This window comes from Streptomyces flavidovirens DSM 40150 (genome assembly GCF_000429085.1).
Taxonomy (GTDB): Bacteria; Actinomycetota; Actinomycetes; order Streptomycetales; family Streptomycetaceae; genus Streptomyces; species Streptomyces flavidovirens.
The window spans coordinates 184,192-201,924 of record NZ_AUBE01000008.1 but is presented as its reverse complement, the minus strand read 5'-3'; the positions used below and the strand labels follow the sequence as shown (position 1 = coordinate 201,924).

Here is a 17,733-nt window from a genome sequence, read left to right as displayed (position 1 = left end):
TCAGCCGCGAGTTGGCTTCGGCGGCCGGCTCGTCGGCTTCAGGGACCTCGCGGACCACATCAGCCCCACGTAAAGCACCGACGCGCACCCCAGTCCGACCGCCCACCCGTAATCCGCGAGCGGCCTCAGCAGCGGGATCAGCCCGTCGTCGGGGAACGGCCCCTTCCCCGGCGCCGAGTGCGAGCCGCCGACCGCCAGCACCCCGCCCACGACGAACGCCGCCACCGCCCGCCAGTTCCAGCCCGCCGTGTACCAGTACCGGCCCTGCGGCCGGTACAGGTCGGGCAGCTCCAGCACCGTCCGCCGGATGATCCAGTAGTCGGCGATCAGGATCCCGGCGACCGTACCGAGCAGACCGCCGACCACGCCCAGCCAGGTGAAGATGTACAGCTCCGGCGTGGCGGTCAGCTTCCACGGCATGATCAGTACACCCACCACACCCGTGATGAGCGCTCCCGTGCGGAAGTTGATGACCTTCGGGGCCAGGTTCGCCAGGTCGTACGCGGGGGACACGACATTCGCCGCCAGGTTCACCGACACCGTCGCGATCAGCACCGTCACCAGCGCGAACAGCAGCCCGAAGACGTTGTCCGTCTTTGCGGCCAGCGCGACCGGGTCCCAGAGCGGCACGCCGTACACCGCCTGCGAGCCCGACGTGACGAACACCGACAGCAGCGCGAACAGCGTCATCGTCGTCGGCAGGCCGAGCGACTGGCCCCAGATCTGGGCGCGTTGACCGGAGGCGAACCGCGTGAAGTCGGGAATGTTCAGGCTCAGCGTCGACCAGAAGGCGATCATGCCCATCAACGACGGGAAGAAGACGGGCCAGAAGCCGCTTCCCCACCCCAGCTTCGACGGCTGGTCGAGCAGCGGGCCGACGCCGCCCGCCTTCCAGGTGATCCACCCGAGCAGGACGAACGCGCCGACGATGACGAAGGGCGCGGCCCAGTTCTCGAAGCGCCGCAGCGCTTCCATCCCCCGGTAGATGATGGCGAGTTCGAGGGCCCAGAAGAGCACGAAACAGACCCACAGCGTCCAGGGCTGCCCGCCGATCCTCGACGCCTCCGCCCACCCGCCGAAGATCTTCCCGAGGAGTACGAAGATCCCCTGACCGCCGATCCAGGTCTGGATGCCGAACCACGCGCAGGCGACCCCCGCCCGGATCAGCGCGGGGAGATTGGCTCCGCGCAGCCCGAAGGACGCCCGCGCGAGTACCGGGAAGGGGATGCCGTACTTGGGTCCGGCATGCCCGGTGAGCAGCATCGGCAGCAGCACGATCACGTTGGCCAGGGCGATCGTCAGGACGGCCTGCTTCCAGTCCATGCCGAGGGCGACGAGGCCGGAAGCGAGCATCCAGGAGGGGATGTTGTGCGCCATCCCGACCCACAGGGCCGCGAAGTTGTACGTCGTCCACCGGCGCCGTTCCACGGGCACGGGCAGCAGGTCGTCGTTGACGAAGCGGCTGTCGGAGCCGGCCGCGCCGGGCGCGAGCTCGACGCGGCCCTCCGGGCCGGATATGGGAGGCGGGGGCGGGGAATCGCTGGGGACGGTCGCGGTCATGGCGGCGGAACCCTTCGTCCGGTGCGTCCGGTGACTCAGGAAGGCGGTGCGTCCGGTGACTCAGGAGGTGAGCGCGGGGATGATTTCGGCGCCGTACGCGTCGATCGTCTCCTCACGCGCGTCGTGCATGTCGTAGACGGCGAACTGGTCGACGCCGAGTCCGCGCAGTGACCTCAGCTTCTCGATGTGCGCCTCGGCCGGTCCCAGGAGGCAGAAGCGGTCGACGATCTCGTCGGGCACGAAGGCGGTGTCCGGGTTCCCGGCCCGCCCGTGGTGGCTGTAGTCGTAGCCCTGGCGCTGTTTGATGTACGCCGTCAGGGCCTCCGGTACCAGGCCGGAGTGGTCGCCGTACCGGGCGACCAGGTCGGCGACGTGGTTGCCGACCATGCCGCCGAACCACCGGCACTGGTCCCGCGCGTGGGTGAGGTCGTCGCTGACGTACGCCGGGGCCGCGACGCAGATCGTCACGGACGCCGGGTCCCGTCCGGCGTCCGACGCGGCGGTACGTACCGCCTTGATCATCCACTCCGTCAGGAACGGGTCCGCGAGCTGGAGGATGAACCCGTCGGCCTTCTGCCCGGCCAGTTCCAGCGCTTTGGGCCCGTACGCCGCCATCCACACCGGCAGCCGGCCGTCGCGCACCCACGGCAGCCGCAGCCGCTGCCCGCCGACGTCCGCCTCCCGCCCCTCGGCCAGGTCACGGATGACGTCGATCGCCTCGCCGAGCCGGGCCAGGGTGTTGGGTTTGCGGCCCGCGACGCGCATCGCGGAGTCGCCGCGCCCGATGCCGCACACGGTTCTGTTGCCGTACATCTCGTTGAGGGTGGCGAAGGTGGACGCAGTGACTTCCCAGGTGCGGGTGCCGGGGTTGGTCACCATCGGTCCGACGATCAGCCGATCGGTGTGTTCCAGGATGCGGCTGTAGATGACGAAGGGTTCCTGCCACAGCACGGCGGAGTCGAAGGTCCAGCCGTAGCGGAAGCCGTTGCGCTCCGCGCGCCGCATCAGGCCGACGACGGCCGATGCGGGCGGGTCGGTCTGCAGGACGAGTCCGAAGTCCATGACGTGGACCTCCCGGTGGCTTCAGGGTCAGTTCAGGGCCTGACACGTGGATCGGGGCGTGTAGCTGCCGTGGCCTGCCCGGCCGGTGAACTGCCGCTGGTCGATGACGAGTTCGCCGCGCGAGAGCACCGTCTCGACCTGACCGGTGATCCGCTTTCCCTCGTAGGCCGAGTAGTCGACGTTCATGTGGTGGGTGGCCGCCGAGATGGTCTGCTCGGCGTGCGGGTCGTAGATGACGAGGTCGGCATCGGCGCCCGGCGCGATCGTCCCCTTCTTCGGGTAGAGGCCGAACATGCGGGCCGGGGACGCGCAGGCGATCTCGATCCAGCGGCGGCGCGAGATGTGCCCGTCGACGACGGCCTGGTGGAGGAGGTCCATGCGGTTCTCGACGCCCGGCAGCCCGTTGGGGATCTTCGAGAAGTCCCCCCGTCCCAGCTCTTTCTGTCCCGAGAAGCAGAAGGGGCAGTGGTCCGTCGAGACGACCTGGAGGTCGTCGGTCCGCAGCCCCCGCCAGAGCGCGGCCTGGTGCTCGCGCGGCCGCAGCGGCGTACTGCACACGTACTTGGCGCCCTCGAAGTCCGGCTCCGCGAGGTTGTCGGTGGACAGGAAGAGGTACTGGGGGCAGGTCTCACCGAAGACGTTCAGCCCCTTGTCGCGGGCCGCGGCGATCTCGGCGACGGCCTCTTCCGCCGATACGTGAACGACGTACAGCGGGGCGTCCGCGACCCGCGCGAGCTGGATCGCGCGGTGGGTCGCCTCGGCTTCGAGGAGGACCTTGCGGACCTCTCCGTGGTGGCGGGGATCGGTGCGGCCCTCGGCCAGCGCCTGCTCGACGAGGACGTCGATGGCGATGCCGTTCTCGGCGTGCATCATGATCAGCCCGCCGTTCCGGGCGGACTGCTGCATGGCGCGGAGGATCTTGCCGTCGTCGCTGTAGAAGACACCGGGGTACGCCATGAACAGCTTGAAGGAGGTGATCCCCTCCCCCACCAGCAGGTCCATCTCCTTGAGCGAGTGCTCGTTGACGTCGGAGAGGATCATGTGGAAGGCGTAGTCGATCGCGCACTTGCCGTCGGCCTTCGCGTACCAGGCGTCGAGACCTTCGCGCACCGCGTGGCCGACGCTCTGCACCGCGAAGTCGATGATGGTCGTCGTACCGCCCCAGGCGGCCGCCCGCGTCCCGGTCTCGAAGGTGTCGGAGGCGAAGGTGCCGCCGAAGGGCAGCTCCATGTGGGTGTGCGCGTCGACGCCGCCCGGAATGACGTACTTCCCGGTGGCGTCGATCGTACGGCCGGCGGTCCAGGCACCGGACGCGCTGCTGCCGTGCGTGGCGAGGGCGGCGATGCGCCCGTCCTCGATCAGGACGTCGGCATGGATCTCGTCGGAGGCCGTGATGACGAGTCCGCCGCGGACGACGGTACGGTTCACGATTCCTGCTCCTTCCCAGGGAAGAGGGGGTCCAGCAGTGAGCGTGCTGCTCCGTGGGAACGTGCCGGGGGGAGCCACCCCCCGGCGGGGGCGGCTCCGTGGCTCACCCGGCGTTCCGCAGCGCCTTTTCCAGGATGCGCGCGCCCTCCTCCGCCTCCGTGACGTTCAGCGTCAGTGGCGGGGCGATGCGCAGCACGGCGGTGTTGTGGCCGCCGCCCTTGCCGATCAGCAGGCCGCCCTCGCGGGCGGCTTCCAGTACGGCCGCCGCCGTCTCGGGCGCCGCCTCGTCGGTACCGGGCTTGACCAGCTCGATGCCCGCCATCAGGCCGCGGCCGCGTACTTCGCGTACGCACGGCACGCCGGCGGTGACGGCGCGCAGCCGTTCCAGGAGCAGGCCGCCGACCCGGCGGGCGTTGCCCTGAAGGTCGTGCTCCAGGAGGTAGTTGAGGTTGGTGAGGCCTGCCGCCATCGTGATGGGGCTGCCGCCGAAGGTGGAGATGGAGTTGGCGTCGAGGCAGTTCATGACCTCGGCGCGGGCGACGACACCGCCGATGGACATGCCGTTGCCGATGCCCTTGGCGAAGGTGAGGATGTCCGGCGGCCCGTTCTGGGCGTGGGCCTGCCAGCCCCAGAAGTGCTCGCCCGTACGCCCCCATCCGGTCTGCACCTCGTCGGTGATCCACAGGATGCCGTGCCGGTCGAGGACTTCGCGGAACGCGGCGTACAGGCCGTCGGGCGGGGAGGTGAACCCGCCGACGCCCTGCACGGGTTCGGCGATGAGCGCGGCGACCTGGCCGCCGGCCTGCCCGAGGAGGTCTTCGAGGTCGGCGACGCACGCCTCGATGAACTGCGCGTCGGACAGTTGCGCGTACGGTCCCCGACTGCGGACGCCCCCGTGCACGTACAGCGTCTGGAGCGGGGACAGGCTGGTCGGGGACCAGGTGCGGTTGCCGGTGATGGACACGGCAGAGAAGGACCGGCCGTGGTAGCTGTTGCGCATCGCCAGGATCTGGTTCGAGCGGCGGTACGTCGTGGCGAGGAGCAGCGCCGTGTCGTTGGCCTCGGTGCCGGAGGTGGTGAAGAAGACGCGGGCGTTAGGGATGCCGGAGAGGGTGGCGACGCGCTCGGCCAGCTCGACCATGGGGCGGTTGAGGTAGAGCGTCGAGGAGTGGATGATCCGGCCGGCCTGCTCGCTGACGGCCTTGGTGACCTCGGGGAGCGCGTGGGCGGTCATGGTGGTGAGGATGCCGCCGAAGAAGTCGAGGTAGCGCTTGCCGTCGGCGTCGTATACGTACCGGCCCTCGCCGTGGGTGATCTCGATCGGGTGGCGGTAGTAGAGGGCGAGCCAGTCGGGCATGACGGACTGGTGGCGGCCGAGCAGGTTGTTCACGTGGTGGGTCACGGGTTCACCAGTCCTTCATACGCGTCGGGGCGGCGGTCCCGGTAGAACGCCCACTGCTGACGTACTTCCTCGATGAGGTCGAAGTCCAGGTCCCGGACGACGAGTTCCTCTTCCTTGTCGCTGGCCGGCTCGCCGACGAACTTGCCGCGCGGATCGACGAAGTAGCTGGTGCCGTAGAAGTCGTTGTCGCCGTACTCCTCCTGGCCGACCCGGTTGATGGCGGCGACGTAGTACTCGTTGGCGACGGCGGCGGCGGGCTGCTCAAGCTGCCAGAGGTGGGCCGACAGGCCGCGGTGGGTGGCGGAGGGGTTGTAGACGATCTGGGCTCCGTTGAGGCCGAGTTGGCGCCAGCCTTCGGGGAAGTGACGGTCGTAACAGATGTAGACGCCGACCTTGCCGACCGCCGTGTCGAAGACGGGCCAGCCCAGGTTGCCCGGCTTGAAGTAGAACTTCTCCCAGAAGCCCTTGACCTGGGGGATGTGGTGCTTGCGGTACTTGCCGAGGTAGCTGCCGTCGGCGTCGATCACGGCGGCGGTGTTGAAGTAGAAGCCGGACTGCTCGCGCTCGAAGACGGGGACGACGATCACCATGCCGGTCTCACGGGCGAGTTCCCGCATACGGCGTACGGTCGGCCCGTCCGGGACGGCCTCGGCCCATCGGTAGTGCTCGGCGTCCTGCACCTGACAGAAGTACGGGGCGTTGAAGACCTCCTGGAACCCTATGATCTTCGCGCCCTGCCGGGCCGCCCCGCGGGCGTGCTCCTCATGCTTGGCGATCATGGATTCGGTGTCGCCCGTCCAGGTCGCCTGGACGAGTGCGGCGCGTACGACGTTGGCCATGACTTGTCTCCTTCAACGGGACGTCAGAGACCTTCTACGCCCGTAGAGTCGGGACGTAGAGGGATGAACGTAAGCCCCGGCGGGGAGTGGGGCAAGACCATCGTCGTCAACCCGCAGAGTCGATCACGTTTCGCACCCGAGGGGGTGACACGGGGGCGTCGCGATGTTCACGCGCCTTGCGGCGGTTACGGCGCGGCGCCGGCCACGCGCAGGGCGTGGACGACGTCCCGGTACCGGCTCTGCGACACCTGTCGCGCGGCGTCGAGCAGCAGTGGGGAGAGGCGGCGGGGGTCGGTTCGCGCGACCTGGGCGACGTCCTCGGGCGTACGGACGCGCACCAACGCGTCGACCAGCGCCCGTACTTCGCTCTCGTGTCCGCCCGCGTCGTCGAGGGCGAGCAGCGCGGCGGCCAGCTCGGGAGCGGGGCGTACGACGCCCTGCCGCAGGAGCTGCCCGCCGTCCTCGCGGAGCCCTGCGGCAGCGAGCGTCGCGGCGACGCCGGCGACGCGGCCGGGCGGCAGCGACGCCACCTCCCACAGCAGGGTGGCCCAGTCGGCGCCGAGCCCTGCCCGGTGCAGGGCTTCGGCAAGCACGGGCAGCCGGCGCGCGTCGGGCCACCCGGCGGCCTCGCAGAGCAGCACGTGGGCCTCGCCGGTACGCCCCTGGGCACGAAGCTGGAGGAGTACGGCGACGGTGTCGGCGACGGCGCGGCGGTCCTCGGCGAGGTTCGCGGCGAGGTTCGCGGTGTCCTCGGCGAGGGGCAGCGGGGCCGGCTCCTCCGCCGCCACGCCTGCGTACCGGGCGCCTCGGGGGGCGGTCGCCCGTACGGGAGGCTCCGGCATGGCGGGCTCGGCGAACACGTCGCTGCCGTCGGCGTCGCCGTCGCCGTCGTCGAGCCCGGCATAACGGGCTCCGCGGGGCCGCCGCTTGGGCGCGGAAGCGCGGCGGGGAGGTGTCCGGGGGATCTCTCCCCCGCCCCACCCCTCCTCCCCACCGGGGCTCGGCCCCGGACCCCGGCCCTCGGGCGCCGGGCGGGCTGAACGCTGGTGCACCGGAATGTCCAGCCAGGCTGCCACCTCAAGCCCGTCCGGGGGGTTGGGGGCTTGCCCCCGGTTTCGGGAAGGGGCGGGGTGCGGAGGAGAAGGCGTCGGCGTGTGGCCGCTGCGCGACTGGCGGGGCCAGGGGCCGGTGGGGTTGGCGGGGTCGGTGGGGTTGGGCGACTCGCCCGGCCAGGGTCCGGTGGGGCCGGCAGGGCCGGTGGGGCTGGCGAGCCCGGACGCCCCCGCGGGCGTCGCCATGTGGCCGTTACGCGACTGGCCCGGCCAGGGCCCGGCGGGGTCGGTGGGGTTGGCGAGCCCGGTGGGGTCGGCGAGTCCGGGCGCCCCAGCGCGGAACCACGAGTCCGGGGCCGGTGGGCGTCCCTGAGCCGGGGGCGGCGCGTCCAGGGCGGCAAGTCGCGTGCTCAGCTCCGCGCAGCGGGCGGTGGCGCGTTCGTGGTCGTCCCGCGCCCAGGCGAGTTCGGCGTCGAGCCCCTGGCCCTCGGAACCGCCCGCCGAAGTCCGCAGGCGCCGCGTCAGGTCCCGCTCGCGTTCGGCGGCGTACTCCTGCTCGCGCCGCATCGCCCCGAGCCGCTCGGCCAGCGTCTCGCGCCCGCCCGGACGGCGGTCGTGCGCGGCGGCCGCCGCCCCGTGCAGGGCTAGCGCGCGTACGGTCTCACGCTCGGCGACGGCCGTTCCGTGCCTGGCGGCCACGTCCTGGAGCAGGGCCTCCAGTACGTCCCAGGGTGGGAGTTCGGTGCCGTCGAGACAGGCTTGCATGCCGTCGGGGTCACGCTGCCAGAAGACGCCGCACCAGCCGGCGCCCGTGTCGACGAGCGCCGTCAGCTCGCGCAGGTAGCGCGCGAAAGCCTCGGCCTCCGCCGGGAGTTGACTCACCGTCATAGCCGTCCCGCCCCTGCCGCCCGTCACCATCTGGAACCATCCGGTCCGCAGGCATTCGACCGCAGTTGTGTTACGGCGCGGCTACGGGCGGTTTTCATCCAAGGCGCAGACTCCTCCTGCTGAGCGCGACCACGGTCTGAGGCTGACGTCTCAGGTGCGGGTGGCACGTCGGTGAACCAGAACCGCCACGACGTGTACTTGCGGGTGAGCAGCTTGCGACCCACCGGTGCGTGCTGCTCACGCCGGCACCAGGGCGCAACGGGCAGCGACTTCGTCCATGGACAGTCCGAGTACGCCCGCCAGCGCGGCCACCGTGAAGAAGGCGGGGGTGGGGGCGCGGCCCGTCTCGATCTTACGGAGAGTTTCGGCGGAGAGGCCGGCCTGCGCCGCGACGTCCACCATGGTGCGGTCGCCGCGCGCCTGGCGGAGCAACTGGCCGAGGCGCTCGCCGCGTTCGCGTTCTTCGGGGGTGAGAGGGGTACGTACCATGCCGTCATTCTAATACCGCTCCGACCGGTATAATAATTGGCATGGTTGAGATCAAGACGGATTTGTCAGTGGACGCGATGCGGGAAGCGGGCCGGGTGGTCGCCCAAACCCTGGCCGCCGTCCAGGAGGCGGCGGGCATCGGCGTCAGTCTGCGCGAGCTGGACGAGGTGGCGCGGGCCGTGCTGCGGGAGGCGGGGGCGACGTCGCCCTTCCTGAACTACCACCCGGCGTGGGCCCCCATGCCCTTCCCCGCTGTCATCTGCGCGTCCGTCAATGACGCGATCGTGCACGGCATCCCGACCGGCTACCGCCTGCGCGACGGCGACCTCGTCAGCATCGACTGCGGCGCGACGCTGGACGGCTGGGTCGGCGACTCGGCCGTCACCTTCAGCGTCGGCGCGGCCCGCCCCGAGGACGTACGCCTGGCCGACACCGCCCGCGAGGCGCTGGACGCGGGCATCGCGGCGGCGGTGCCCGGCAACCGGATCGGGGACATCGCCCACGCGATCGGCAGCGTCTGCCGGTCCGCGGGCTACGGCATCCCGCAGGGCTTCGGCGGCCACGGCGTGGGACGCACGATGCACGAGGGCCCGGAGGTGCCGAACGAGGGGCGGGCGGGGCGCGGCCTCGTGCTGCGGCACGGCATGGTGCTGGCGATCGAGCCGATGTTGCTCGGGGGCGGCCGGGACGCGTTCTACGCGGACGCGGACGGGTGGACGCTGCGCACGTCCGACGGCAGCCGGGCCGCGCACGCGGAGCACACGGTGGCGGTCACGGATGCGGGGCCGCGCGTGCTGACCGTGGAGTGATGGTGGGGTGGGGCGCGGGCGGGGTGCGGGCGGGGTGCGGGTGGCCTGCGGCGCTGTCCCCTACCCGCCCCCTTCCCGAAACTGGGGGCAAGCCCCCAGACCCCCGGACGCCCTCCGGGCGTGTCCTCAAACGCCGGACGGGCTGGATATGCCGGGCGGGGGCGGGGTGTGCGGCCCTGGCCGTTGTGGTCACGGCCAGGGCCGCACACCCGCCCCCGCCCGCAAAACCCGTTACCCCGACCGGCACGTCTCCCCGCGGCCCGCTCATCCCGCTCCCCGGCCCGCCTCTCTCAACCCTGCCCGGCACACCCCCGGCCGGCGCATCTCCCCCACCCCCGCCCGGTACACCCCGCCCCGCCCGGCAAAACCCATTACCCGACCGGCACGTCTCTCTCCCGGCCAGCACACCCCACACCCCCCGCGGCCCACCCCTCTCGCCCCTGCCCGGCAAATCCAGTCCTCGGGCGCTTGAGGAGCGGGGCCCGGGGCGGAGCCCCGGTGCACCATCCCACTCCCCCGGCCCGCACCCCTCGCCCCTGCCCACCAAATCCAGCCCTCCGGCGCTTGAGGAGCGGGGTCCGGGGCGGAGCCCCGGCAGCACCCCCGGCGCACTCAGCCCGTCCGGCGCTTGAGGAGCGGGGGTCGGGGCGGAGCCACGGTGTGGGGCGGGGCGGGGTGGGGAAAGGCCCCCGCAGGGTTAGCTCGTGCTACCGGTCGGTGTTACCACCATCGCCGAGCCGCCGCCCCGCCGCTCGCGTTCCGCCACCGCCAGCCACCGCCCGTCCGGCAGCCGCTGCACACCCGTCGCCGCGCCGATCTCCGGGTTCAGCTTGAAGACGTGCCCGATCGCTTCGAGCTCCTCCCGCAACGGGCGGTTGTTCCACAGCCCCGGTTCGAGCTCCGTCGTCGCCGCGTTCCGCTGACTCGCGCGCGGCGCGGCGATCGCGTCGACCAGCGGAAGCCCACGGTCCAGGTGACCCGTCAGGGTCTGCAGAACGGTCGTGATGATGGTCGCGCCGCCCGGCGAACCGAGCGCGAGCAGCGGCCGCCCGTCCTCCAGCACGATCGTCGGGGACATCGACGACCGCGGACGCTTGCCGGGCCCCGGAAGGTTCGGGTCGTGCACCGCCGGGTTGGCGGGGGCGAAGGAGAAGTCCGTCAGCTCGTTGTTGAGGAGGAAGCCCCGCCCGGGAACGGTGATGCCGCTGCCGCCCGTCGACTCGATGGTCAGCGTGTACGCGACGACGTTGCCCCACTTGTCGGCGGCAGTCAGGTGCGTCGTGTTCTCGCCCTCGTACGTCGTCGGCGCCGCCGTCCCACCGGCCCCGCACCCGCCACCGGGCTTTCGCGGGTCACCGGGTGCGAGCGGACTCGTCAGCACCGCGTCGTCCCGGATGAGGCACTCCCGCGAGTCCGCGAACCTCTGCGACAGCAGGCCCTTGACCGGTACGTCCTCGAAGGCCGGGTCTCCGACCCACCGCCCCCGGTCCGCGAACGCGATCCGGCTCGCCTCGATGAACCGGTGCAGGTACTGCGCCTGACTGGTCGCATCGGGCGAGAGGTCGGTGCGCTCAAGGATGTTGAGCGCCTCCCCCACAGTCGTACCGCCCGAGGAGGACGGCGCCATGCCGTACACGTCGAGCCCCTGGTACGAGATCTTCGTCGGCGCCTGGCTCAGCGTGCCGTACTTCCGCAGGTCCTTCGCCGTCAGATCGCCGGCCCGCACCTCCCTCGTGGCGCCGGGGTCGACCGGAGGCTTGCGGACCGTACGGACGATGTCGCGGGCGATGTCACCCCGATACAGCTCGCCGACGCCGCCGCGGCCCAGTTTTGCGTACGTACGGGCCAGATCGGGGTTCTTCATCCGGGAACCCACCACCGGCAGCTTCCCGCCCTGCAGGAACAGCTTCGCCGTGTCCGGGAAGTCCCTGAACCTCGCCTCGTTCGCCGCGGTCTGCGAGCGGAACGTCGAGTCGACGGTGAAGCCGTCGCGCGCGAGTTTCTCCGCCGGCCGGAGCAGCGTACGCAGCGGCTTGGTGCCCCACGCGCCGAGCACCGTGTCCCAGGTGGCCGGAGTGCCTGGCGTGCCGACGCTCAGCCCGCTCGTCATCGCCTCGTCGAACGCGATGGGCTTGCCGTCCTCCAGGAAGAGGGACTTGTCGGCGCTCAGCGGCGCGGTCTCGCGTCCGTCGACCGTGCGTACGGTGCGGGACTTGGCGTCGTAATAGACGAAGTAGCCGCCACCGCCGATGCCCGCCGAGTAGGGCTCGGTGACCCCGAGCGCCGCGGCCGTCGCGACGGCCGCGTCCACCGCGTTGCCGCCCCGCCTCAGGACCTCGATGCCGGCGGCCGACGCGTCGGCGTCGACGCTCGCGATCGCTCCCCCGTACCCGGCGGCGACCGGTGTCTTGACGGGTGGCGGCGGCGATGACGGCGCGGGAGCGGGTGCCGGAGTGGGAGCGGGGGCGGGTGCGGCAACAGGCGCGGCGGAAGAGGCAGTGGCGCCCACTGACCCCACCACCGCCGCAACGGCCCAGAACGACAGCATTCGTACCGTGGAGCGGCGCATGCGTACCTCCAGTCAACACGTGTCCGCGCAGCGTAACTTCAGCACGCCACGTGCGTCAGGACCCCCTCGAACATCGGTGCGCCGCGTCGATTACCGATCGGAGGCGGCCGTGACGGTCGTGACCGTTGTCACATTGATCACGAGGCCGGGCCCGGTACGGCCGTACGCCCGGCCTTCCGGGCCATTGGCCCCTCCCCCCTCCCTTCTGCGGCATTTGTCACAGCGGATTTGGGAGAATTTCCCGTCATTCGCGCAACCGCTCCCTGTTCAATCGGCTCTTCGGGTCGACAGCAATCGCACCGGAGGTTTTCCAGTTGAGCCGCTCGAGCCGCACACGCAATCACACCCGCACCCTGCTGGCCGGCACCGCGACGCTCGCCGTCGCGCTCACCGCCTGCTCCGCCGGCGGGGCCGAGGAGGCAGGGGCGGCCGGCCTGACCGGGGCGGCCCCGCAGATCTCGGTGAACCTCCACGGGAAGCACGCCAAGGCCGGCGAGCCGGTGCGGGTGAAGATCGCCGACGGCACGCTGAACGACGTCACGGTGAGTGACTCCAAGGGCGGCAGGCTCGACGGGAAGGTGTCCGGGGACGGGAAGTCCTGGACCTCCGACCGCGAGACCACCCCTGGCACCGACTACTCCGTCCGCGCCGAGGACGACCACGGCGGCAGCGCGAAGGCCGACTTCACCACCGCGGCCCCCGACAAGGTCAACAAGCTCAACATGGTCCCCGGCAACAAGACCACCGTCGGCGTCGCCCAGCCCCTGTCGGTCGTCTTCGACCACCCGGTCAAGAACAAGGCCGCTGTCGAGAAGCGCCTCAAGGTGACCACCTCGAACGCCACGGAGGGCTCCTGGGGCTGGATGCAGGACTATTCCGGCAAGGACCGCGTCGACTGGCGCCCCAAGGAGTACTGGGAGCCGGGCACGAAGGTCTCCCTCAGGGCGGATCTCGACGGCGTCGACTCGGGCACCGGCGGCGGCTGGTTCGTACGCGATTACGCCACGCACTTCACCATCGGCGAGCAGCAGATCGTCAAGGTCGACCTCGACAACCACCGCCTCAGGCTGATGCGCGACGGGCAGCCGGTGAAGGACGTTCCGATGTCGGCGGGCACGCCCGGCGGCGACAAGGCCTCGTGGCGCGGTACGGCCGTCCTGATGTCCAAGGAGGGCACGATCAACATGCGCTCCGAGACCGTGGGCCTCGGTGACGCCTACGACAAGATGGTCGACTCCTCGATGCGGCTGACCTGGTCGGGGATGTACGCGCATGCCGCGCCCTGGAACAAGGCCTGGTTCGGCAAGGCCAACAAGAGCTCGGGCTGCGTCGGCATGAGCGACAAGGACGCCGCGTGGATCTACCGCCACGTCCAGGTCGGTGACCCGTTCGAGATGACCGGCGACGACGCCAAGGGCACGGTCGCGCCCAACAACGGCTTCGGCGAGTGGAACGTCTCCTGGGCGGACTGGCAGACGAAGAGCGCGCTGGGCTGACAGCTCGTCCAACAATTGTTACCCGGACGTAACTTACCGGGGAGTTACCAACGGTAAGCGCTGGCGGTTACCGTCGGGTCACTTTGCACTGACACGAGTGAGGAGTGACCCGTGAGACACCCCCACATGCCCCTGCGCGGCACTACGGCGGCCGCCACCACCGCCGCCGTACTGCTCGCCGGGACCGCCGCAGGCGTGGCTCCCACAGCACAGGCCACCGCTGCCCCCGCGCAGCAGCCCGCGGCCGCGACCGACGCTCTCCCCGGCGTACGGTTCGTCGACATCGCCGGTGACGGCGGGATCGTACTCAAAGCCAACGTCTTCACCCCGGCCGGCGCCGACGGCAGCCGCACGTACCCGGTGATCGTGCTGCCGACCAGCTGGGCCACGCCGCAGATCGAGTACGTCGCCCAGGCGAAGAAGCTCGCCGACTCCGGCTACGTCGTGGTCAGCTACAACTCCCGCGGCTTCTGGCAGTCGGGCGGCAACATCGAGGTCGCGGGCCCGCCGGACATCGCCGACGCCTCCAAGGTCATCGACTGGGCGCTCGCCAACACCCCGGCCGACCCGCGGAAGGTGGGCATGGCGGGCGTGTCGTACGGCGCCGGGATCAGCCTCCTCGCCGCCGGACACGACAAGCGGATCAAGGCGGTGGTCGCGCTGAGCGGCTGGGCCGACCTCATCGACTCGATCTACAGCGGCCGTACGCAGCACCTCCAGGCCGCGGCGCTGCTGAGCGGCGCGGGCGAGCTCACCGGCCGCCCGAGCCCCGAACTCCAGCAGACGATGAAGGACTTCCTCGGCTCCAACCTGGCCAAGGAGCAGGACATGATCGAGTGGGGGCGCAAGCGCTCCCCCGTCACCTACCTCGATCAGATCAACAAGAACGGCTCGGCGATCATGCTGGGCAACGCCTGGGGCGACACCGTCTTCCCGCCCAACCAGTACGCGGACTTCTACGAGAAGCTCACCGGTCCCAAGCGTCTGGAGCTGCGCCCCGGCGATCACGCCACCGCGGAGGCCACCGGCCTGCTCGGGCTGCCGAGCGACGTGTGGACCAATGCCCAGCGCTGGTTCGACCACCACCTGAACGGCGCGGCGAACGGCATCGACGGTGAGCAGCCGGTCCAGCTCAAGTCCCGGTCCACCGGCGCGTACGAGAGCTACCCCGACTGGAAGTCGGTGGGCGCCAACCAGCGGAAGATCGCCATGGGCGGCATCAAGACCATCCGGGCGAACGTCGACTCGGGTGCCAACGGCGGGATCGTCCTGCTGTCCAACGCCCTCGACCAGTTCCTGAAGCTGCCGCCGGTGGCGTCCGTACCGCTGCTGCCGCGAACCTACGCGTCGGTCTGGCAGTCGGAGCGGTACGCCGAGCCGCAGCGCGTGCGCGGCACCGCCAGGGTTCACACGACGCTCTCCAGCACCAAGTCGAGCGGCACCCTCGTCGCATACCTCTACGACGTGGGGCCGCTCGGCCTCGGCAAGCTGGTCAGCAATGCGCCGTACACCTTCCACGACCGGACACCCGGCCAGCCGTTCCCCGTCGACCTGGAGCTTTTCTCCACCGCCTACGACGTACCGGCAGGCCACCGGCTGGCCCTGGTGATCGACACCGTCGACCCGCTCTACATCGAACACAACCCGTCCGGCGCGCAGCTGACCTTCTCGTCGCCCGAGTCCGACCCGTCGTACGTGTCGGTCCCACTGCGCGACAAGTGATCTCCGGCTGCTGCCGGGCAGCACGTGCCCTTTTTCGCTCATGCACGCCCGGCAGCAGCGTGCCCGCGTCGGCCGGGCCCACTTCCACTGCCTCGGTCTTGGGACTGCGCTTCTCCCGCTTGGCCACCCACTGGGCGAACCAGGAGAGCAGCATGCACATCCCGATGCAGATCGGCGAGATCACCATCACTACGGGGATGAACGGCAAATCGTAGTCGAGATTCGACGCGATCACTTTGCCGGCGTGGAGGAACTCCTCATAGGTGATCAGCAAGCCGAGTGAAGTGTCCTTCAGAGCGACCACCAACTGGCTGATGATGGTCGGCAACATCGCGCATACGCCCTGCGGTACCAGGACGTACGCCATGACCTGCGTCTTGCGCATACCGAGTGAGTACGCCGCCTCCCGCTGCCCCCTTCGGTGGTCGGAGAGCCTGCCGGTCGCGAGGAGCGCGCCGAGTGCCAGAGAGAGCACGGCGGCGTACGCGAAGGCCTTGAGGGTGTTGTCGAGCCCGCGCAGGAGCCGCTCCTGGATGCCCTCGTACGCGAAAGGGGTCCACTTCGCGGACGTGAACTGGCCGGTGTCGAACAGCAGATACAGCACCCAGCCGGCGAGCGCGAGGATGAGGAGCGCCGACAGGACGCCGTAGCGGAAGTGCCGCTTGCGGGTCTGTGGCCCGGCGAGTGCGATGAGTGTGGAGCCGATCGGCGGGATGACGGTGCGGAAGGCCTGCGGCAGCACGACGGCGCTCAGCGTCTGATGGGACGTCATGCCGAGGCTGCGACCGTCTCCAGCCGGTTCACCGCCCGGCACAGCGTCGACTTGCCCGGACCCGACGGGCCGATGACCACCACCACCTCCCCGCGGCCGACGGTGAGACTGATGTCCTGCAGGACGTGCGACTTTCCGTAGTACTTGTTGACGTCACGCAGCTCGATCAACGGATCGACGGCCATACGCAGCCCTACCCACTCTCAGCTGTGTCGAGGTCAGCGCAAACTATCCAGCCCGGTAAGGGACTTCACAGACGACACGCTTAAATGGGGCATAAGGCGCACTAAAGAGTTCGGGTGGTCAGAGCTCCGAGACCTCGGCGTACACCTGGGACAGCTCGGGCGCCCCGTTGACCGCCCAGTCGAGACCGAACTCCACCACGTTGATCTCACGGCCCGAGGCCAGCCGGACCACCGGCTGGCCGCTCGGCCACAGCTGCCAGGCCGCGCCGGGGACCGTACGTACGATCACGGACCCGAGGTAGAGACCGGCGTCGTTGCCCAGCCAGGGCAGCTCCTCGGGGTCGTCGCGCCAGCGCGGTGTCAGCTGGTCGAGGGCCTCCAACGAGGCCGGGGAGTCGTCGAGTTCGAGGCCGGCATCCCCTGCCCGTGAGCGCAACAGCTCGCACTCGGCGAGCAGTTCCGCCAGGCCTTCCGTGTCGCTGTCTCCGTCGGCGCCGGGTCCGAACACGGCCGTACCGCGCGCCGCCGTGTCACGGCGCTTGAGCCAGTTGTTCAGGAAAGGGATGTTCTTCATATCGCTCAGCCTCGCATTCGTTCCGCCATGTTCACCACAGGCGCGCGGAGACCGGTTTCCGCCCGTATCCGTCAGATGTCGAGGTCGACCACGACCGGTGCGTGGTCGGACGCGCCCTTGCCCTTGCGCTCCTCGCGGTCCACGTAGCTGTCCTTGACGGCGGCCGCGAAGGGGGCGTTGCCGTAGACCAGGTCGATCCGCATGCCCTTGTTCTTCGGGAAGCCGAGCAGCCGGTAGTCCCAGTACGTATAAGGACGGTCGTACTTGAGGGGGCGCGGCACCACGTCCGAGAGCCCCGCGTCGCGCAGCGCGGCGAGCGCCGCCCGCTCGGCCGGGGTGACATGGGTGGCGCCCACGAAGAGCGCCGGGTCCCAGACGTCCTCGTCGGTCGGGGCGATGTTGAAGTCGCCGAGGACGGCGAACGGGCGCTCAGCGGCGGCGTCGTCGGCCACGGCCTTGTTGAGCGCCTCCAGCCAGCGCAGCTTGTACGCGTAGTGGTCGTGGCCGACCTCGCGGCCGTTCGGTACGTACACCGACCAGACGCGGACCGGGCCGCAGGTCGCGGAGATCGCGCGCGGCTCCTGCACGCCTTCGTAGTCCGGACCGCCGGGCAGGCCCACGACGACGTCCTCCAGGCCGGCCTTGGAGATCACGGCCACGCCGTTCCACCGGCCCGTGGCGTTGACCGCGCACTCGTAGCCCAGGTCGCGCAGCTCCGCGGCGGGGAAGCCCTCGGAGGTGGTCTTTGCCTCCTGGAGGCACAGCACGTCGGTGCCGGAGCTCTCCAGCCAAGCCAGCAGGCGGGGCAGCCGGGCGGTGATCGAGTTGACGTTCCAGGTGGCGATACGCATGTACGACAGCCTATCGGCGCGGTCTGACACTCGGG

13 protein-coding genes and 2 pseudogenes are annotated in these 17,733 nt (G+C 70.5%); 3 read left to right on the top strand and 12 right to left on the bottom strand.

The window, feature by feature from the left end:
* The 7 genes from G412_RS0115905 to G412_RS0115875 all read right to left on the bottom strand — a co-directional run bounded on the left by G412_RS0115905 (position 1) and on the right by G412_RS0115875 (position 8,720).
* The gene (locus G412_RS0115905; RefSeq protein ID WP_028812947.1) at positions 1-1,560 is read right to left on the bottom strand and encodes an NCS1 family nucleobase:cation symporter-1; all 1,560 of its coding nucleotides are present in this window, start codon (positions 1,558-1,560) and stop codon (positions 1-3) included.
* Between the two features lie 60 nt (positions 1,561-1,620).
* Positions 1,621-2,622, bottom strand: a complete 1,002-nt coding sequence (locus G412_RS0115900; protein ID WP_028812946.1) for a TIGR03842 family LLM class F420-dependent oxidoreductase — start codon at positions 2,620-2,622, stop codon at positions 1,621-1,623.
* A 27-nt stretch (positions 2,623-2,649) separates the two neighbouring features.
* Positions 2,650-4,053, bottom strand: a complete 1,404-nt coding sequence (gene hydA / locus G412_RS0115895) for a dihydropyrimidinase (protein WP_028812945.1) — start codon at positions 4,051-4,053, stop codon at positions 2,650-2,652.
* 100 nt (positions 4,054-4,153) lie between these two features.
* Complete coding sequence (locus G412_RS0115890) at positions 4,154-5,407, bottom strand: aspartate aminotransferase family protein (protein WP_425274480.1); 1,254 nt, start codon at positions 5,405-5,407, stop codon at positions 4,154-4,156.
* A 41-nt stretch (positions 5,408-5,448) separates the two neighbouring features.
* On the bottom strand, positions 5,449-6,291 hold the full coding sequence (locus G412_RS0115885; protein WP_028812943.1) for a nitrilase-related carbon-nitrogen hydrolase: 843 nt from the start codon (positions 6,289-6,291) through the stop codon (positions 5,449-5,451).
* 185 nt (positions 6,292-6,476) lie between these two features.
* The gene (locus G412_RS0115880) at positions 6,477-8,231 is read right to left on the bottom strand and encodes a hypothetical protein (RefSeq protein WP_028812942.1); all 1,755 of its coding nucleotides are present in this window, start codon (positions 8,229-8,231) and stop codon (positions 6,477-6,479) included.
* Between the two features lie 237 nt (positions 8,232-8,468).
* Positions 8,469-8,720, bottom strand: coding sequence for a helix-turn-helix domain-containing protein (locus tag G412_RS0115875; RefSeq protein ID WP_028812941.1), 252 nt, complete (start codon positions 8,718-8,720; stop codon positions 8,469-8,471).
* A gap of 41 nt (positions 8,721-8,761) precedes the next feature.
* On the opposite strand from G412_RS0115875, the gene map reads away from it, so the two are divergent.
* Positions 8,762-9,529, top strand: coding sequence for a type I methionyl aminopeptidase (gene map / locus G412_RS0115870; RefSeq protein WP_028812940.1), 768 nt, complete (start codon positions 8,762-8,764; stop codon positions 9,527-9,529).
* Positions 9,530-10,226: 697 nt separating this feature from the next.
* On the opposite strand, the gene ggt is transcribed toward map, so the two are convergent.
* Positions 10,227-12,098, bottom strand: coding sequence for a gamma-glutamyltransferase (gene ggt / locus G412_RS0115865; protein ID WP_028812939.1), 1,872 nt, complete (start codon positions 12,096-12,098; stop codon positions 10,227-10,229).
* Between the two features lie 314 nt (positions 12,099-12,412).
* Between ggt and G412_RS0115860 the strand changes: the two genes are divergently transcribed.
* Positions 12,413-13,594, top strand: a complete 1,182-nt coding sequence (locus tag G412_RS0115860; RefSeq protein WP_028812938.1) for a L,D-transpeptidase — start codon at positions 12,413-12,415, stop codon at positions 13,592-13,594.
* Positions 13,595-13,720: 126 nt separating this feature from the next.
* Positions 13,721-15,316, top strand: a complete 1,596-nt coding sequence (locus tag G412_RS0115855; protein WP_208857895.1) for an alpha/beta fold hydrolase — start codon at positions 13,721-13,723, stop codon at positions 15,314-15,316.
* A 40-nt stretch (positions 15,317-15,356) separates the two neighbouring features.
* On the opposite strand, the pseudogene G412_RS40915 reads toward G412_RS0115855, so the two are convergent.
* The 4 genes and pseudogenes from G412_RS40915 to G412_RS0115830 all read right to left on the bottom strand — a co-directional run.
* Positions 15,357-16,088, bottom strand: a pseudogene (locus G412_RS40915) (amino acid ABC transporter permease); the annotation flags it as partial.
* Between the two features lie 11 nt (positions 16,089-16,099).
* A pseudogene (locus tag G412_RS0115840) lies at positions 16,100-16,273 on the bottom strand (ATP-binding cassette domain-containing protein); the annotation flags it as partial.
* Between the two features lie 118 nt (positions 16,274-16,391).
* The gene (locus tag G412_RS0115835) at positions 16,392-16,847 is read right to left on the bottom strand and encodes a DUF6278 family protein (protein WP_037648916.1); all 456 of its coding nucleotides are present in this window, start codon (positions 16,845-16,847) and stop codon (positions 16,392-16,394) included.
* A 71-nt stretch (positions 16,848-16,918) separates the two neighbouring features.
* Positions 16,919-17,698, bottom strand: coding sequence for an exodeoxyribonuclease III (locus G412_RS0115830; RefSeq protein WP_028812933.1), 780 nt, complete (start codon positions 17,696-17,698; stop codon positions 16,919-16,921).
* Positions 17,699-17,733 lie beyond the last annotated feature (35 nt).

Bases quoted from the DNA above. Each gene is read 5' to 3' on its own strand.
- G412_RS0115890 (WP_425274480.1), bottom strand. From the start codon at position 5,407: ATGCCCGACTGGCTCGCCCTCTACTACCGCCACCCGATCGAGATCACC.
- G412_RS0115905 (WP_028812947.1), bottom strand. From the start codon at position 1,560: ATGACCGCGACCGTCCCCAGCGATTCCCCGCCCCCGCCTCCCATATCC.
- G412_RS0115900 (WP_028812946.1), bottom strand. From the start codon at position 2,622: ATGGACTTCGGACTCGTCCTGCAGACCGACCCGCCCGCATCGGCCGTC.
- G412_RS0115875 (WP_028812941.1), bottom strand. From the start codon at position 8,720: ATGGTACGTACCCCTCTCACCCCCGAAGAACGCGAACGCGGCGAGCGC.
- G412_RS0115880 (WP_028812942.1), bottom strand. From the start codon at position 8,231: ATGACGGTGAGTCAACTCCCGGCGGAGGCCGAGGCTTTCGCGCGCTAC.
- G412_RS0115885 (WP_028812943.1), bottom strand. From the start codon at position 6,291: ATGGCCAACGTCGTACGCGCCGCACTCGTCCAGGCGACCTGGACGGGC.
- G412_RS0115855 (WP_208857895.1), top strand. From the start codon at position 13,721: ATGCCCCTGCGCGGCACTACGGCGGCCGCCACCACCGCCGCCGTACTG.
- G412_RS0115830 (WP_028812933.1), bottom strand. From the start codon at position 17,698: ATGCGTATCGCCACCTGGAACGTCAACTCGATCACCGCCCGGCTGCCC.
- G412_RS0115835 (WP_037648916.1), bottom strand. From the start codon at position 16,847: ATGAAGAACATCCCTTTCCTGAACAACTGGCTCAAGCGCCGTGACACG.
- ggt (WP_028812939.1), bottom strand. From the start codon at position 12,098: ATGCGCCGCTCCACGGTACGAATGCTGTCGTTCTGGGCCGTTGCGGCG.
- map (WP_028812940.1), top strand. From the start codon at position 8,762: ATGGTTGAGATCAAGACGGATTTGTCAGTGGACGCGATGCGGGAAGCG.